The sequence below is a fragment of the Pantoea sp. X-Soil-OKNW-713 genome, assembly GCF_059730685.1.
Window position 1 is genome coordinate 168824 of sequence record NZ_AP035996.1, and the last position, 16707, is coordinate 185530.

At 54.0% G+C, this 16707-nt stretch carries 15 protein-coding genes; 6 read left to right on the forward strand and 9 right to left on the reverse strand.

Annotated elements, in window-relative coordinates:
* Positions 1–76: 76 nt before the first annotated feature.
* Together fetA and fetB are read left to right on the forward strand one after the other, a co-directional pair.
* Entirely contained in the window at positions 77–742 is a 666-nt protein-coding gene (fetA, locus tag AC6I8R_RS21255) for an iron efflux ABC transporter ATP-binding subunit FetA (protein ID WP_497832843.1), read from the forward strand.
* Complete coding sequence (fetB, locus tag AC6I8R_RS21260; RefSeq protein ID WP_415174657.1) at positions 729–1487, forward strand: iron efflux ABC transporter permease subunit FetB; 759 nt, start codon at positions 729–731, stop codon at positions 1485–1487. The genes fetA and fetB overlap by 14 nt, the downstream gene beginning before the upstream one ends.
* Positions 1488–1545: 58 nt before the next feature.
* On the opposite strand, the gene AC6I8R_RS21265 is transcribed toward fetB, so the two are convergent.
* From AC6I8R_RS21265 to AC6I8R_RS21280, 4 genes are all read right to left on the reverse strand, one after another.
* The gene (locus AC6I8R_RS21265) at positions 1546–2853 is read right to left on the reverse strand and encodes a c-type cytochrome (RefSeq protein ID WP_415174705.1); all 1308 of its coding nucleotides are present in this window, start codon (positions 2851–2853) and stop codon (positions 1546–1548) included.
* 10 nt (positions 2854–2863) lie between these two features.
* Positions 2864–4636 carry a GMC family oxidoreductase gene (locus AC6I8R_RS21270; protein WP_415174656.1) on the reverse strand — a complete coding sequence of 591 codons (1773 nt, stop codon included), beginning with the start codon at positions 4634–4636 and terminating at the stop codon, positions 2864–2866.
* A gap of 14 nt (positions 4637–4650) precedes the next feature.
* A complete protein-coding gene (locus AC6I8R_RS21275) occupies positions 4651–5382 on the reverse strand; it encodes a gluconate 2-dehydrogenase subunit 3 family protein (RefSeq protein ID WP_415174655.1) in 732 nt (243 codons plus the stop codon).
* 182 nt (positions 5383–5564) lie between these two features.
* Complete coding sequence (locus tag AC6I8R_RS21280) at positions 5565–6587, reverse strand: LacI family DNA-binding transcriptional regulator (RefSeq protein WP_497832844.1); 1023 nt, start codon at positions 6585–6587, stop codon at positions 5565–5567.
* A gap of 467 nt (positions 6588–7054) precedes the next feature.
* On the opposite strand from AC6I8R_RS21280, the gene AC6I8R_RS21285 reads away from it, so the two are divergent.
* The gene (locus AC6I8R_RS21285; protein ID WP_497832845.1) at positions 7055–8221 is read left to right on the forward strand and encodes an alpha-hydroxy acid oxidase; all 1167 of its coding nucleotides are present in this window, start codon (positions 7055–7057) and stop codon (positions 8219–8221) included.
* 6 nt (positions 8222–8227) lie between these two features.
* Here the strand turns inward: AC6I8R_RS21285 and AC6I8R_RS21290 are convergent, their stop codons facing one another.
* The 3 genes from AC6I8R_RS21290 to AC6I8R_RS21300 all read right to left on the reverse strand — a co-directional run bounded on the left by AC6I8R_RS21290 (position 8228) and on the right by AC6I8R_RS21300 (position 11223).
* Positions 8228–8680, reverse strand: a complete 453-nt coding sequence (locus AC6I8R_RS21290) for an SgcJ/EcaC family oxidoreductase (protein WP_208725865.1) — start codon at positions 8678–8680, stop codon at positions 8228–8230.
* Between the two features lie 454 nt (positions 8681–9134).
* Positions 9135–9752 (reverse strand): Fic/DOC family protein, encoded by a 618-nt coding sequence (locus AC6I8R_RS21295; RefSeq protein WP_415174652.1) that lies wholly within the window; start codon positions 9750–9752, stop codon positions 9135–9137.
* Positions 9753–9900: 148 nt separating this feature from the next.
* Positions 9901–11223: an MFS transporter gene (locus tag AC6I8R_RS21300; RefSeq protein WP_497832846.1), complete on the reverse strand. Its 1323-nt coding sequence runs from the start codon at positions 11221–11223 to the stop codon at positions 9901–9903.
* A 281-nt stretch (positions 11224–11504) separates the two neighbouring features.
* Between AC6I8R_RS21300 and AC6I8R_RS21305 the strand changes: the two genes are divergently transcribed.
* Positions 11505–12044 carry a 2,4'-dihydroxyacetophenone dioxygenase family protein gene (locus AC6I8R_RS21305; protein ID WP_497832847.1) on the forward strand — a complete coding sequence of 180 codons (540 nt, stop codon included), beginning with the start codon at positions 11505–11507 and terminating at the stop codon, positions 12042–12044.
* An 18-nt stretch (positions 12045–12062) separates the two neighbouring features.
* Positions 12063–12788 carry an SDR family NAD(P)-dependent oxidoreductase gene (locus AC6I8R_RS21310; protein WP_497833054.1) on the forward strand — a complete coding sequence of 242 codons (726 nt, stop codon included), beginning with the start codon at positions 12063–12065 and terminating at the stop codon, positions 12786–12788.
* 6 nt (positions 12789–12794) lie between these two features.
* On the opposite strand, the gene AC6I8R_RS21315 is transcribed toward AC6I8R_RS21310, so the two are convergent.
* Positions 12795–13544 (reverse strand): SDR family NAD(P)-dependent oxidoreductase, encoded by a 750-nt coding sequence (locus tag AC6I8R_RS21315; protein ID WP_208725856.1) that lies wholly within the window; start codon positions 13542–13544, stop codon positions 12795–12797.
* Positions 13545–13676: 132 nt separating this feature from the next.
* On the opposite strand from AC6I8R_RS21315, the gene AC6I8R_RS21320 reads away from it, so the two are divergent.
* Positions 13677–14585: a LysR family transcriptional regulator gene (locus AC6I8R_RS21320; RefSeq protein ID WP_497832848.1), complete on the forward strand. Its 909-nt coding sequence runs from the start codon at positions 13677–13679 to the stop codon at positions 14583–14585.
* On the opposite strand, the gene glgX is transcribed toward AC6I8R_RS21320, so the two are convergent.
* A complete protein-coding gene (gene glgX, locus AC6I8R_RS21325; RefSeq protein WP_497832849.1) occupies positions 14572–16653 on the reverse strand; it encodes a glycogen debranching protein GlgX in 2082 nt (693 codons plus the stop codon). The two genes, AC6I8R_RS21320 and glgX, sit on opposite strands and share 14 nt — an antisense overlap.
* Positions 16654–16707 lie beyond the last annotated feature (54 nt).

Below are 16707 nucleotides of genomic sequence, written 5' to 3' on the forward strand. Positions count from 1 at the left end.
GTAATATGCGCAGGGCTGTCTGGTCAGTGACCGGTAGCCCGTCATTGCAAATGTATATTGTTAGGGATGGATAACGATGGCCAACGATTTTCCCTTGCTGGATGTGCAAGGCGTTACGTTTTCACAGGAAGGTCGCGAGTTACTGGCACCCGTTTCACTGCAACTCAACCCCGGTGATTTTTTACTGCTGACCGGTCCTTCAGGCAGTGGGAAAAGCACGTTGCTGAAGATAATTGCATCGCTGCTGGCCCCCAGCAGCGGGCAGATACGCTTGCAAAACCAGGATATCACGCAACTGAAAGCCGAAACGTATCGGCAACAGGTGTCGTACTGCTTCCAGACTCCGGTGCTGTTCGGCACTACCGTTTATGACAATCTGGCGCTGCCGTGGCAGATTCGGCAACAGAAACCCAACCGTGACGCCTTCATTACCGACCTGGCAAAAGTCAATTTGCCCGCTGAAACGCTGGATAAAAAAATCGATCAACTCTCTGGTGGTGAAAAACAGCGGGTGGGTTTGCTGCGTAATTTGCAGTTTCTGCCGCAGGTGTTGCTACTGGATGAAGTCACCAGCGCCCTCGATGAAGACAATAAAGAACTGATCCATCGACTGATCCGCGAGATGGTTACTGACAAAGGGGTGGCGGTGATCTGGATTAGCCATGACGTTGAGGAAATCCACCAGGCATCACGGGTGCTGAAACTGCACGCACCAGAGAGGAACGACCATGAGTCAGCATAATATCACCAACTCATCACTGCTTATGGCGCTGGTCCTGGTGCTGATCGCGGTGCTGATTAGCCAGAAAGAGAAGCTGGGGCTGAGTAAAGACATCATCTGGAGCGTGTGCCGCGCCATCGTGCAACTGGTGGTGGTCGGTTATGTATTGAAATCGATTTTTGACGTCAATAATGACGGGTTAACGGTGTTGATGGTGTTATTTATCTGCGTCAATGCGGCGGCGAACGCGCGCAAACGCAGCCGTAATATCGATCATGCCTTTGTGATTTCTTTTGTCGCCATCACCAGCGGCACGGCGCTGACGTTGGTGATTCTGGTGCTGAGCGGCGCAATTGAATTTATGCCAATGCAGGTGATCCCTATTTCCGGGATGATTGCCGGTAATGCTATGGTGGCGGTGGGCTTATGCTACAGCAACCTGAACCAGCGTTTCGCTGACAACCGGCAAAAAATTCTGGAGATGTTGAGCCTGGGTGCCTCGGTAAAACTGGCTTCCGCATCGCTTATCCGCGAGAGCATTCGCGCCGCGATGATCCCGACGGTGGATGCGGCAAAAACGGTAGGACTGGTGAGTTTACCTGGCATGATGTCCGGTTTAATCTTTGCCGGGATCGATCCGGTTAAAGCCATCAAATACCAGATCATGGTGACCTTTATGTTAATTGGCACCGCCAGTCTTTCTACCATCATCGCGGTCTACCTGGCCTATCGACGCTTTTATAATGACAGGGCGCAGCTCAGGTAGATCCCCGCCGCGCCGCTACAAGTTTTGCGTATTCCCCGTCCATACGGACGGGGAAGCGTTACTTATTGGCACCTCCCAGCCACGGCTTTGCGCCTGACGCTGCGCGTGCCTTGCTGACGTCTTCCGTCGCTACCGGCGGTGCCGCATTGCCCCAACTGTTGCGGATATAGGTCATTACGTCGGCAATATTGCTGTCTGACAGTTTCCAGTCAAAAGCGGGCATACCTGCTGCGGTGGGATTCGCATGGGTAAACGGCCCCTGACTGCCATTCAGCACCACGTTAAGCAGGCTTGACGGATCGGCTGAATTCACCTGGGCGTTGCCAGCCAGACGCGGGATCATCTGGCGAATACCTGAACCGTCGGAGACATGGCAGGCACCGCACTGTGATTCAAAGACCTTTTTCCCCACCACCATCGCGTTATCGCTGCTGGCTACCGGCGCGGGTTTGGCGCTATCCGAAGCGGGTAAGGATTGCAGGTAGCTGGCAATTGCATGCAGATCGGCATCATTCATATATTGCGTAGAGTTTTCAATCGCTTCAGTCATTGGCCCGGATGACGCGGTTTCGCGGTTAGCGCCCGAACGCAGATAGCTGACGATATCCTCCGTGCTCCAGTTGCCTAACCCGGTATGCGGATTAGGGGTCAGGTCCGGGGCATTCCAACCCTGCAATGCGCCGCCTTGCAGATAAGCAGCACTGTCGCCACCCAGCAGATTTTTTGCCGTATGGCAGGAGGCACAGTGACCCGGCCCATCCACCAGATAAGCACCGCGATTGATCTCCGCGCTATGCTGCTCGGAAGGTTGGAACACCTGATCGTGGAAGAACAACAGATTCCAGCCAGCCAGCGTCCAGCGTTGGTTAAACGGGAAGGGGAGTTGGTTTTCCACCACCTTGTTGTTCACCGCCGGGATGGTGCGGATATAAGCCCAGAGATCGGTCAGATCCTGATCGGTGAGTTTCGCGTACGCGTTATAAGGCATCGCCGCATACAGATAACCATGCGAGCCAACACCGTGGCGCACCGCCCGGTCAAACTGTTCCTGAGTCCAGCCGCCAATCCCGGTCTGTTTATCAGCGGTGATATTTGACGACAGGATGACGCCAAATGGCGTGTTTAACTGATAACCCCCCGCAAACGGCTGGCCACCCTCTTTGGTGTGGCAGGCAGTACAGTCTGACAGTCGCGCGACATATTCGCCCCGTTTAATCTGATCCTGTAACGCAGCGCCGGATTCGGGTTGTATCGATTGCGGATAGCTTTTATGCAGCCCGTACTCCACCAGCGCGCCATAGCCCAGCGCCCCAGCGACCACGACCGCGCCGACAGCCAGCGCCACGCGCTTCAATGTTTTAGCCATCATGTTCTCCTTAACGTACCAGTGAACCTGGATTTTTCAGGTAGTCATTGACGATGGCGTGTGCCGTCCACAGCGTCAGCGCACTGAGCGTGATGGTCGGGTTATAGCCGCCATTGTTGGGGTACGAGGAGGCACCCAGCACAAACAGGTTGTGCGCATCCCAATGCTGCTGATAACGGTTGAGTACCGAGGTGGCCGGATCGTTACCCATTACCGCTCCGCCGATGGTGTGTGAACTGTCATAGGCGCGGAATGGGGAGTTGTGTTTGTCCGGGAAGGCTTCGGTTTCCCACGAGCTGGCACCCGATACACGACAGATATCGTCGATACGATCGCGGATAAAGCGAGCCATCAGACGGTCGTTCTGGTTGTAGTCGAATGTCAGACGCAGCAGCGGCTGGCCGTTGGCGTCGGTGTAGTTCGGGTCGAGCGACAGGTAAGAATCGCGATGGGAATACGACGTGCCCTGGCCCTGGATTTTGGCGTAGTTCTGGTAACTTTTCTGGAAAGTCTTCTTCCATGCCGAACCCCACATTTTGCTGCCCGGTGGCAGGCGGTCCGTCATGCTGAGCGGCGTACCCTGATCGGACAGCGCCTGAATACCGGCACCGCCAAGGAAACCGAGGCCGCTGTGATCAAAATTATCGCCGTTAAAGTCATCAATCTGTGTCGAGAGTGCACCGGTGGAGATGAACGGGTTCATCTGTTCATTCTCGTAGTAGAGATAACCCATCGACATGGTTTGATAGTTGTAGGCGCGGCCCAGCGTGCCTTCACCGGTCGCATGATTGTAAGCTTTGCCGATTTTCGACAGCAGCAGCAGACGCACGTTATCCAGTTGGTAAGCCGACAGGCAGACGATATCGGCAGGCTGAAAGCCGGTGTTGCCGTCAGAGTCGCGGAAAGTAACACCGGTGACGGTTTTGCCATCCGCGGCTTTGTCGATATACAGCGCAGTGCATTCAGTCAGCAGCGTGAAGTTGGTGCGGTCCATCAACGCCGGGACGACGCAAATGTTAGGTGATGATTTTGACCAGTTGCCGCAGCCGTAAAAACCGCAGTAGCCACAATAGGTACAAGGGGCGAGGTTGATCCCGAGCGGGTTAGTGTAAGCCGCACCAATGGTGCCTGCCGGAATCGGAAACGGGTGATAACCCATCTTCTCGGTGATCTGATGAAACTTGTCGTTCCAGTGCGAACGGATCAGCGGAGGGGTGGGGTATTCACTGGATCGGCTGCCTTCAAAGGGATTGCCTCCCGCCTGTTTTTCGCCGTTGATCACCCCGGCTTTACCTGAGATACCGGCAATTTTTTCGATGCGATCGTAGAAAGGTTCCAGCTCGGCATAGCTGATCCCCCAATCCTGTACGATCAGACCATCGGCCAGTTTCATGTTGTGATAGCGGTCGCGCAGACGGGTTGCCATCTCAAAATCGGAAGGGTTAAAGCGCCAGGCATTGGCAGCCCAGTGTTTACCGGCTCCGCCGACGCTGAACCCCATCTGGAAAGCGTTCCAGTCACGCGCGGGTAACGCTTTCTGGCTACTGTCGTTGCGAAACGTCAGTGTTTCCACACTCGGTGGCTTGAGAATTTCGCGGCGTACGCCGTAGCGCAATTCGTCAGCGGCGATCGCCGGTGAAAAGTTACTTTGTGTTTGCTCCCACGGGCCACGTTCAATCGCCACCACATTTAATCCGGCACGGGTCAGTTCCTCAGCCATAAGCGAACCGGCCCAGCCGAGGCCGATAATAACGGCATCAGCCTTGGGTCTGGTGTAATTCATTTTCTTTGCCTTTTTTATGCTTTCAGAAGGTCAATAATGCTGATGGGTTCAATATTTAGTTTCTGCCCCTTCAGCGGTGCATAATCACGATAATCGTAACGCGCACCGGGGAAACCAATCATTTTCCAGCCAACCATATTACGGTTGCCACCATAGATCGGGTCAGCGAGAAAACCTTCCTGAACATTGGCTAAGAATTGATTAAATAAATCTTTCGCCGCGATGGAGGGATAATTAAATTGATCCGCTTCCATCTTTTCCAGATAACTGTCTTTGGCGTTGTCATCAAGATCGGTAAATGACTTACCGAACAACTTCTGGCAATGGTTATCTATTTCGGCCAGACCTGTGCGGTAGATTTCCGCCGGGGTAAGGGGGGACTGATTACCCTGAGCGGCGCTCCCTTTTTCGAACGGACCTGTGCTGTAGCGCCAGCTACCCTTGCCCCAGGAACCGGCGAGTTGGTTATCGAGGAACACCACGCACCCCGCCTGGGATGCGCTGATACTCAGTTCATCCGCCGGGATCAGGCGATCAAAAATTGCCGTCACCAACGCCGATTCGTGCTGGGTGAGAAATAATCTTTTGCTGGGGTCAGCGGGGGTAGGGGGCGGTGTTTCTTTTGCGCGCCATAGCTTGCCACCTTTTAATACGTTATCTGCTGCGCCAGCGGGTTTAAATACCGACGCGGCGGTCCCGGTGGCAGCCAGTACTAATCCTGCTTTAATAAAATGCCGACGTTCCATACGATGCTCCATAGAATAAGAGTCACCGACTACATGAAAACACGCTCACTGAAATGATTCAGACGAGTTTATCCAATAGACAGTGTTATTTATAAGTTTTGATATGATGCGGAAATAACGAGTTGAGGTTAATTATTCTCCTTAAATATGGGTCGTCATTGATTCAATGACGACCAAATAAATTACACAGGTTTTAAATGTGACTGGCGCAGACGTAATTCACCGTATCGCCAATCTCCATCCTGGTTCACCACATTATCCAGCAGCCGACTGATCGCCTCGGCAATTTGTCGATCGGCACGTTGATCCCAACTGGTCAACTGCCAGGTTGAAGCGTGCGCTTCATCAATATCATCAAAGCCGACAATGCCAATGTGGAGCTGTGGGTCGAAATCACGCATCGCCTCAATCGCGCCAAAGGCGAGCACATCGTTTTCACAGAACAGCGCATCGATCCGCGCACTGGCCGGAGTCGTGCGCAGATACTCCATCATGGTGCGATAGGCCAGATCGCGATCATAGCTGCCGGCGATCAGCAACGTATCGAGCGACTGTCCGCTGGCGTCGAGGCTGGCGATATACCCTTCCATGCGCAGCAAATGGCTGGACGCGGTATCCGGGCCTTTCATATAACCGTAACGCTGGTAACCCTGATCGAGCAGTAACTGGCCCAGCGTTTGACCGGCGCTGAAACCATCAACGTTGATCACCTCGACATCAGCAGCGTCGGTGTTACGGAACACATGGACTGCGCGAATGTGATGCAACGATTTGGCGATCACCAGCAACTCGTCACTCACGATGGTGGCGAGATAGATGATGCCATCGACCTGTAACTGCCCGGCCATCTGCAACACCGACTGATAATTTTCCGGCGATTCAATATTCAGCAGCAGCGACATATACCCGCGTTCATTGAGCTGCTGGGTCACTTCTTTCAACATGCGCAGGGTATGCGGGTTGCTGAATTCATCGGCCACGATGCCAATAATATTGGTTTTGCTCTGCTTCAGGCCGCGCGCCAGCAGGTTCGGCCTGAATCCTAATGTATTTGCTGCCGCCATCACTTTCTCGCGTGCTTCGGGCGAAATTGACGCCCCTGGTTTGAAGGCACGCAACACCGTCCATTTAGACACATCCGCCAGGCGGGCAACGTCATCCGCCGTGGCTTTTTGCGGTTTTTTATCGTCGTTGTTTTTATTCATGGGCACATTACGCTGGGTTCAGAAGCATCGAACCACACAGCATAAAGCAGCCGGGGATTATCCCCAAATCGGAATCGGGTGGTTGCTGGCTGAAATCATTCCCACATCAACGGTGCTGATAACAAGATGTTGCGATTATGTTTTTCTTTGCCAACGTTGGCAACCGCTATTGCCAACGTTGGCAACCGCTATTGCCAACGTTGGCAAAGAAGGTGGAACTTTGATGTCCATCACACCATTAAGGTTAATCCTGATAAATCAATTTGTTATATGCATTTTCCCCGGGGTGGAAAACTGGCCTGGGCGAATTGTTAAAATTTGTAAGTGAGAGCGTTAACAGGCGCGTGATTTATCGCGCCAGCCAGATGACAACAATATGACGTGAGAGGGTCGAAACTATCGACAACACAGGTACCCCCCATCTACTCTGTCTCAACCACCTAACCAACAGGGATTAACTCGCCAATATGGTGATTAACTGGGAAAATTTACGCCGGGCAGCGCAGCGTGCGCTGCCGGGATTTGCCTTTGATTATGTTGATGGTGGTGCCGATGACGAGCAAACGCTGCGCCACAATCGTGAGGTCTTCGCCCGTTGGATGTTTAAACCGGCGGTATTGAAAGATGCCAGCAGGCGCAGCCTGCAAACGTCACTCGCCAATGACTCACTGGCGGCGCCGTTACTGGTGGCACCAACCGGCTACAATGGCATGTTGCGTTACCAGGCCGATTTAATGCTGGCGCGCGCCGCAGCACAAAATGGGATCGGATATATCCAGAGCACGGTGTCCACTGCCTCGCTGGAAGAGAGCGCTGCGGTGAGTCAGGGACCACGCTGGTTCCAGTTGTACGTATTGAAAGACCGCCAGGTCACCGCCAGCCTGATTGAACGCGCCCAGACAGCGGGATGTTCCGCGCTGGTGGTGTCCGTGGATGCAGTGCATTTCGGTAACCGTGAGCGCGATAAATCACACTACCGCCGACCACTTAAACTCTCCGTCAAAGCCCTGGCCGATGTCGCCAGCCATCCGGGTTGGGTATGGCGCACGTTACGTCCGGCCGGAATGCCGGGGTTTGGTAATCTCAAACCCTATCTTCCTGCGGAATATCAACGTGGTCTGAACGCTGCCACCTATTTTGCCCAACAGATGGATCCCACCCTCAATTGGGAAACCCTGCGCTGGGTGCGCGAGTTATGGTCGGGGCCGTTGTATATCAAAGGCATTATGACCGAACAGGATGCGCTGATTGCCCGACAACTGGGGTTCGATGGCATTGTATTGTCCAATCACGGTGGCCGTCAGCTGGATGGCACCTTCAGTCCGATGCAGGTGTTGGCAGCCATTCGCACAGCGGTGGGACCAGATTTCTCCATCCTTATCGACAGCGGTTTTCGGCGGGGGACTGATGTGGTGAAAGCGCTGGCGCTGGGTGCCAATGCGGTGTTGCTCGGGCGGCCACTGCTGTATGCCGTGGCGGCGGGAGGTGAAGCGCTGGTGAATGCCACGCTGCAATCGATGATTGCCGAAATAGATCGCACCCTGGCGCAGTTGGGATGCAGTTCCCCCAGGGATCTGCATCCCGGTCTGGTGCATGATATTAATGGCGTAAGCCAGCAGAACTGGCGCAATTGATCGGGGTTATCCCTCCGGCATGGCGGACGAGTGGTGGGTGGATATTTTCCACTCGCTACCCGTCCAGGCATAAGTAAAGGTATAACGGGCGGAAACCGCAGGCTTGTCGGCATAAGTGAAGGTATAGGTGCCGGTATCAACCGCTTTGTTACAACCGATGCGAATGGTACGGCTATCAATCTTGCCGCTCGGCTTATTGGCCATGAAATGCGCAAAGTAATCAATACGCTCCGCTTCAGTCAGACGCACCCGGTTTGATACCGTCGGCAGTAGCACCGCATCCTCCAGATACAGGTCGGAAACCTGCTTCGCGTTGCCCGTTTTTAACGCTGCATTCCATTTATCAAATAAAGCTTCGATTTGCTGCTGGTCCACCTTCACGCAACTGGCCGGGGTGGCAGCAAGCGCAGAACCTGAAACCATCAGCAATGCAGCAACGGCGGTAAGTGATTTTTTCATCTGATTCCCTTTCGTTAAGTGATTTCCTCACCCGCAGGGATAACAAGAATGCTCCCGGCAAAACATCAGATTTGCCTACCGCCGGGGTAAATCACCTCAATTATTGATATATCTCTGCAATCCTTCCGCCAGTCCGCCAAATGCTGAGGGGATTACAAATTGATTCTTTTGTGGATGGACAGGTCAGGCTCAATTCCCGCATGCTGCTTTTATCATCTGCATAAGTTCGTGGAAACCGTGCTTCAATAGATATAAAATAAACGCTGTCCAATGCATGAAATCACTCTGGAGTCGTGATGAGCGATAATAAAAAAACATATGCGAAACCGTCTCGTAAGGACATTGTTCGCTCCGTAACGACGTCGACTGCCATTGAAACAGGACAACCTTCTTCTAAGATTGAAACTTCACTTGAGTCTTATCGGAAGAAGTACGCGCATCTCTTCTTGTCGGCTTAGTCATTCTTTAAGGCAAGTCTCACCCAGTGTTTCATTGGCTCGTAGTCCATCGACATGCCAGCATGGATTGCTGAAACGTATCTCGCTTTATTCTGCTCCCAGTGGCGATAATTCATGGGTTTGTAGCCCGCCTGAACAGCCATCACATCGGCCAGAAGTCTTGCCATGCGCCCATTTCCCTCCCTGAATGGATGAATGAGAATCAACTCCACATGAGTAATGGCAATGGCATCAATGAGTTGCTCTTCAACCATAAATGTACAAGGGGTGTAGCGGGCAAGGTATTTAGTGTCAAATTCATGGAGGAGCTTTGGCAGCTGCGTTGTGGGCGCAAACATAAAACCGCCTTTGCTGATATTGACCGTTCGTTCCTCTCCGGCCCATTCATAAACGTTACCTAACCAAAGGCGATGCCATCTTTTCAACATAGCAACAGTGACAGGTTGTAAGGGAAAGTGCTGCTCAAAAATAAAACGATAAAGTTGTTCCAAAAGGACCAGTTCAGCACCATCGATTTCATCAGGTGCTGTGATGCCTAATTTATTAGCAAGAACTTGTCCGTCAGAATGTGCTTCGAACTGACCTTCACTGCCAGAAACATGATATCGGCTCATGGATATATTTTGCCTTGGGGACGAAGTGCATATGTTGAAAGCAGCAAAATTATATCTCTGTAATGAGTATATGACAATTGTTTTAAAATCAGTCGCTTAACCTAAAAATCAGGTCCCCGATCATCAAGGTGGGGACATAATCATTTTTTCAAAGATTGCTGACCGGCACGCTGTCACGGGCGACAGGCGCATCGCGATGTTCAATCGGTTTACGTACCAGCAGCCAGTAACACAACCCGGTCAGGGCCGCGATGACGCCCCCGCTGATAAAGGCCAGCGCGTAAGAACCGGTGACATCGGCAATATAGCCAGTGACCAACGGTGAAAGCGCGCCGGCAAAGAAGCCGCCGAAGTTCTGGATGCCGCATACGGAACCGACAATATCATTGGTCGCGACATCGCCAGGGATCGCCCAGCAGGTACAGGAGACGGCGGAGAGGAAAAACATCGCCACTGTCATCATGCTGAGTGCGCCGATCAGCGAATCACAAAAAGGCACGGCCACGGTGGTTGCGCCGCTGATTAAGGCCGCGACCATAATCACCACTTTTTTCGCCTTGAGTGGTTCGGCCACTTTGCGCTGATCGATCAGCCATTTCACCGCATAGCCGCCCAACGCGGCACCCACAATACCGGCGAGATAAGGAATGCTGGCGTACACCCCCATGCTGCTCAGGGAGAGATGCTGGGTTTTCATCAGATACAGCGGCAGAAAGGTGACAAAGATATTGAACAGCCAAATGTAGCAGAACCAACCCAGCATCATTCCCCACATCGATTGATAGCGGAACAACTCACGCCATTTCACGCGTTTGCCGCGGGGGATGTTGGAGACGCTGCCACCGCCACCCGCGACAATGTACTGCTTCTCGGCATCACCAAGCCCCTGATGTTGCTCCGGATGGCGATAGAGACAGAAGAAGATCAGGCCAAAAATTACCCCAAGGCTACCCGCCAGATAAAACAGCGCTCCCCAACCAAAATGCAGACTCATCAACACCAGCAGCGGTGGGGCGAATGCCAGTCCCCACCGTGAGGAAGCATCCCAGATGGAACTTGCCAGCGCCCGTTCTTTGCGTGGAAACCAGATCGAGGTGATTTTGGCGGAAGTCGGCCAGCCGGGGGCTTCGGTCATCCCCAGCAAGGCACGGGCACCCAGCAGCGCTGGTAGGCTGGTGCATAACCCGGTGATCATGGTCGAAAGTCCCCATAAGGACGCCGCCGAAGCATACACCTTACGAGGACCAAAGCGATCCGCCAGCCAGCCTGCCGGAAACTGGCTAAAGGCAAAAAACAGGGAAAACACCGACCCCATTAACCCAATGTCGGTGTTGGTGAGATGCAGGTCCGCCATCATCGATGGCGCGGCTACCGCCAGGCTGGCGCGATCGAGATAGTTGATAAAACCGCCTACAAGTAACACAAAAGCAACAAACCAACGTTTCCTGCCCACAACCTGATGCGATGGCATAGCGATATCCTGTTGTTGTTATCTGACATGTCAGAATAATAATCATGGACATGGTAAAAGCGGCAAGAGGCAGAGTTTATTGTTTAGATATCGATCACAAATGGCGGAATTTGCGCGCTATAGCGATCCTGTACTCAGACGGATACGCTGATGTTATATTTAATAATAACATGTCAGATTTTCGTGATGGTGCCCACATTTCAACCTGTGACCTGTTGCCAACAGCCGTTATCAGCGACTAAATCTATGTAACTTAATTGTTAATAAAAGCGGAGTCAGCGATGAAGCGTAATGACACCCCACCGGACGCAGAAACCCTGCGTCGTATGCCTTATCAGTTCAGCCAGCCCGCCGAAATGGTGCCGGACCTGGTCATCCCGAACGCGGTACCACTGGACGACCGTATCTGGGTGCCCCAGGCAGAAAACGTCTGGTTTCGCCCGCTATGCCTCAACCGGTCTGCCGGTTACTGGATGAACTTGCTGAAAGTACGCAAGTCCGGGGTGCTGAGTCGTCACCGTCATCCTGCCCCGGTTCATGCTTTTGTGCTGAAAGGACGCTGGCGCTATCTCGAACATGACTGGGAAGCGGTGGAAGGCGGCTACGTCTTCGAACCGCCGGGCGAGACGCATACGTTGGTGGTTGACCCGGACGTGGAAGAGATGATCACCCTGTTCCAGGTTCATGGCTGTATGTATTACGTCGATCCCTGGGGAGAGCATATCGGCTTCGAGGATGTTTTCACCAAAATCGCGATGTGCCGTGAGCACTACGACGCGGTCGGATTGGGTAGCGATTTTGTCGATCAATTTATTCGTTAGACAGGGAGAACCCGCATGATGACTTTTCACCCGACATTGTTTGCCGGGAAAACCGCGCTGGTCACGGGGGGCACCAGTGGCATCGGCGCCGGTATTGTCAGCCAGCTTGCCAGCCACGGTGCGGAGGTGATCGCGGCGGGCGTCGGCAGCGAGCAGCATCAGTTAGCCGTCAGCGAACGGGTTCGCATTCAGGAACTGGATGTGCGTGATAATCAGGCGATCATGGATGTGTTCAGCGCGTTACCGCAACTCGACCTGCTGGTGAACTGTGCCGGGATCATCAGCCGGGGCAGGGAACATGAGGTGGAGGTGTTTGAAAAAGTGATTGATATTAACCTCAGCGGAACAATGCGCTGTTGTCGTGCCGCGCGTGAAAAGCTGGCGCAAAGCAAGGGGTGTATCGTTAATACTGCGTCGATGCTGAGTTTTTTTGGTGGCGGTTTGGTTCCGGGGTACAGCGCCAGCAAGGGCGGGATTATGCAGCTCACCAAATCACTGGCGATTGCCTGGGCGGAGGAGGGAATCCGCGTTAATGCCGTTGCGCCGGGGTGGATTGCAACACCATTAACCCAGGCGTTGCAGGATGATCCGCAACGTGCGCAACCGATTCTGTCACGCACGCCGCTGAAACGTTGGGGCCAGCCGGACGATGTGGCACAGGCGGTGACCTTCCTGTGCAGTCCGGCGGCGTCGTTTATTACCGGGATTATTTTACCGGTGGATGGCGGGTATTTAACCGCGTAATGACAACTAAATCTGCGCCATACCACCATCAACAAACAGTTCGGTGGCGTTAATAAAGCTGGAATCGTCGGAGGCCAGAAACGCCACCACCTTACCAATCTCTTCCGGTTCACCGAGACGGCCCAGCGGAACCTGCGCGGCCAGCGCATCAAACAAGCCCTGACGCTGCTCTTCGCTAACCAGTTCACCTAGCCCTGGGGTGCGAATCGGGCCAGGGCTGACCACGTTGATGCGGATGCCGCGTTCTTTCACATCCAGCGCCCATGAGCGGGCAAAGTTACGCACTGCGGCTTTGCTGGCGCTGTAGACGCTGAATCCGGCGGTGCCTTTCACCGAGGTGGTGGAGGCGGTAAGAATCACCGACGCCTTGTCACTCAGCAACGGCAGCGCTTTTTGTACGGTGAATAATACGCCACGTACGTTGGTGCCAAAGATACGGTCAAAATGTTCTTCGGTGATGCTGCCGAGCGGCAACATATCGCCGCCACCGGCGTTGGCGAACAGGATATCAAGGCGGCCAGCCTGTTGGGCGATTTGAGCATATACGGCGTCGAGATCGCTCAGGACCGACGCATCAGCGCGAATGCCGGTAGCGGCTGCGCCAATGCTGGCGACGGCGGCATCGAGTTCTGCCTGACGGCGTCCGGTAATAAACACCTGCGCGCCGCGTGCTGCCAGGACTTGTGCTGACGCCAGACCGATACCGCTGGTGCCACCGGTAACCAATGCAATTTTACCTTTCAGTGATGCGTTCATGTTTGTCTCTCCAGATTGATGATTTAACGTGTCGTGTAGTGCATGGACGCAATGTAACCTTGCCGCGTTTAGTGATAAATCGTGTAAAATTAAAATGACTATTCACATACATGGATAATAACTGAGGACGCAATGGATCAACTGCTGGCGATCAGGGCGTTTGCCCGCGTGGTGGAAGCGGGGAATTTTACCCGCGCGGCGGATTCACTCGATATGCCGAATGCCACCTTGAGCAAGCTGGTGCAGGAGCTGGAGGCGCATCTGGGGATTCGCTTGCTGCAACGCACCACGCGCCGCGTCACGGTGACGGCGGAAGGGCGCGATTACTACGAAAAAGCGCTGCGTATCGTGCGCGACCTGGAGGATATCGATGCGTCGTTTAACGTGGTCAGCAGCCGGTTGCGTGGACATCTGCGCATTGATGTTGGCGGCTCAACCGCCCGCGATGTGCTGATTCCGGCGCTCCCCGATTTTCTCGCGCGTTATCCTGATATCCGCATTGATCTGGGGGTGTCGGATCGCGCCGTGGATTTGATCAGCGACAACGTCGATTGCGTGATTCGCGGTGGGCCGCTGAGCGATTCATCGTTGATCGCCCGCCATATCGGCGATGCCACCATGATTACCTGCGCCACACCCGGCTATCTGAAAGCTTTTGGCGTGCCAGCTTACCCGGATGAGTTAAAAAACGGCCACCGGTTGATCAGCTACCTGTCACCACAAAGCGGGCGTCCGTTTCCGTTCCGCTTTATGCGTGATGGGGAGAGAACCGAGATCAAGAGCGAGCACCGTATCGGTGTCAACGAGAGCAACGCACATCTGGCGGCGGCATTGGCCGGGCTGGGGATTATCCAGACCTTTACCTATGCCACTGCGGAAGCGCAGCAGCGTGGAGCGCTGGTGGAGATCCTCAAACCCTGGCGACCGGCCGCCTATCCGTTTCATGTGGTTTACCCGCAAAACCGCCATGTGACGCAGCGGTTGCGGGTGTTTATTGACTGGCTGATTGCGGTGTTTCCACAACGTCTCAGGGGCGTCTGAACAGCGCGAGGCTGCGGCCTTCCAGCTCGAAATCCTTCTCTTTGGTGATCACTAATCCGGGTTGATAATTGTCGCTGGTACTCAGTTCCAGCACCCAGCCTCCTTCACCAAACTGTGGGATACGGAAGGGCACGTTGCCTTCAAATGGGTTAAACAGCATCAACACGTCATGCCAGATACCCTCGACGGTTTGCAGGTCGGGACGGCCAATATACATGCCGAGGGTCGTGCCTTCTTCCCAGTGCTCCGACTGTTGCAGGCCGCCACCGGCGTTGAACCATTCAATCACCATGCCGTCGCGCCAGTTCTCGCGATGCAGCAGCGGCTGACTGGCGCGCAACCGAATAAGCTGGCGAGTAAATTCGCGCAGCGCGTCGGCGCTGGCGGGCAGGTTTTCCCAGTGAACCCACGAGATTTCGCTGTCCTGGCAGTAACCGTTATTGTTGCCCATCTGGCTGCGGCCAAACTCGTCACCGGCCAGCATCATGGGGGTGCCGTGGGAAAACAGCAGGGTAGCGAGAAAATTGCGCTTCTGGCGTTCACGCACCGCATTGATGTGTTCGTCGTCGGTTGGGCCTTCTGCGCCGTAATTATACGAACGATTGTCGTTATGACCGTCGTTGTTCTCTTCGCCGTTGGCCTCATTGTGTTTTTCGTTGTACGACACCAGGTCATTCAGGGTAAAGCCGTCATGGGCGGTGATAAAATTGATGCTGGCCCACGGGCGGCGACCACGTTGATCATACAAATCGCCGGATCCGAGCAGACGCGCGGCAAAATCGCTGGAGACATTGTCGCCTTTCCAGTATTCACGTACCGTGTCGCGATATTTGTCGTTCCACTCCGCCCAGCCAGGGGGAAACGCGCCAACCTGATAACCGCCAGGGCCGATATCCCAGGGTTCACCGATCAGTTTCAGTTTCCCTAACACCGGGTCCTGGGTCATGGCATCAAAAAAGCCGCCGCGTGGGTCGAACCCCCCGGGTTCACGTCCCAGAATGGTGCCAAGATCGAAGCGAAAACCATCGATATGCATCGATTCAGCCCAATAGCGCAGGGAATCCATAATCATCTGCAACACCCGTGGGTGTGAGGTGTTGACGGTATTACCGGTGCCGGTGTCGTTAACGTAGTAACGATGCTGATCCGCCAGGGTGCGGTAATAGGAGTAGTTGTCGATACCTTTAAACGACAGGGTCGGTCCCAGTTCGTTTCCCTCCGCCGTGTGGTTATACACCACATCAAGAATCACCTCGATACCGGCATCGTGTAGCGCGCGTACCATATCGCGAAACCCCTGGATACCGCGTGGGCCAAAATAGCGCGCCGCAGGGGAAAAGAAGTTCAGCGTGTTGTAACCCCAGAAGTTTTTCAGTCCCTTATCCAGCAGATGCTGGTCGTCGGGAAACCAGTGCACCGGCAATAACTCGACCGAGGTGATGCCCAGGCTTTTGAGATAATCCACCGACGCGCGATGCGACATGCCGTCATAGGTGCCACGCAGCGCTTCAGGAATGGCCGGGTTAAGCTGGGTGAAGCCTTTGACATGGGTTTCATAGATGATGGCCTGCGACCAGGGGATAACGGGGCGGTTTTGGTCGTGCCAGTCGAATTCGTTGGGATCGATAACCCGACATTTTGGTGTAAAGGCGGCGCTGTCGTGGGTATCAAACGTCAGATCCTTGTCTTCGCCGTCGTGATGTAAATCATAGGCGAAATGCGCCTCGTTCCAGGCGATATCACCGGAAAGATCACGGGCGTAGGGGTCCAGCAGCAGCTTATGCGGGTTAAAACGGTGACCATTTTCCGGATCAAACGGACCGTGTACGCGATAACCATATAGCGCGCCAGGTTGCAGGCCAGGGATATAACCATGCCAGACTTCATGGGTGTACTCCGGCAGGTCAAATCTGGCGATTTCATGCTGTCCACTGTCATCGTACAGGCAGAGTTCGACGCGCTCAGCGTGCGCGGAGAACAGGGCAAAGTTCACCCCATCACCATCGAAATTGGCCCCCAGCGGATAGCTGTAACCGGCGGTAATAACGCCAGGTTTGGTGTGTGACATGGTTCCCTCTCCTGTAAATAAACACCTGATTTCGATATGCGCGATAAATCACGC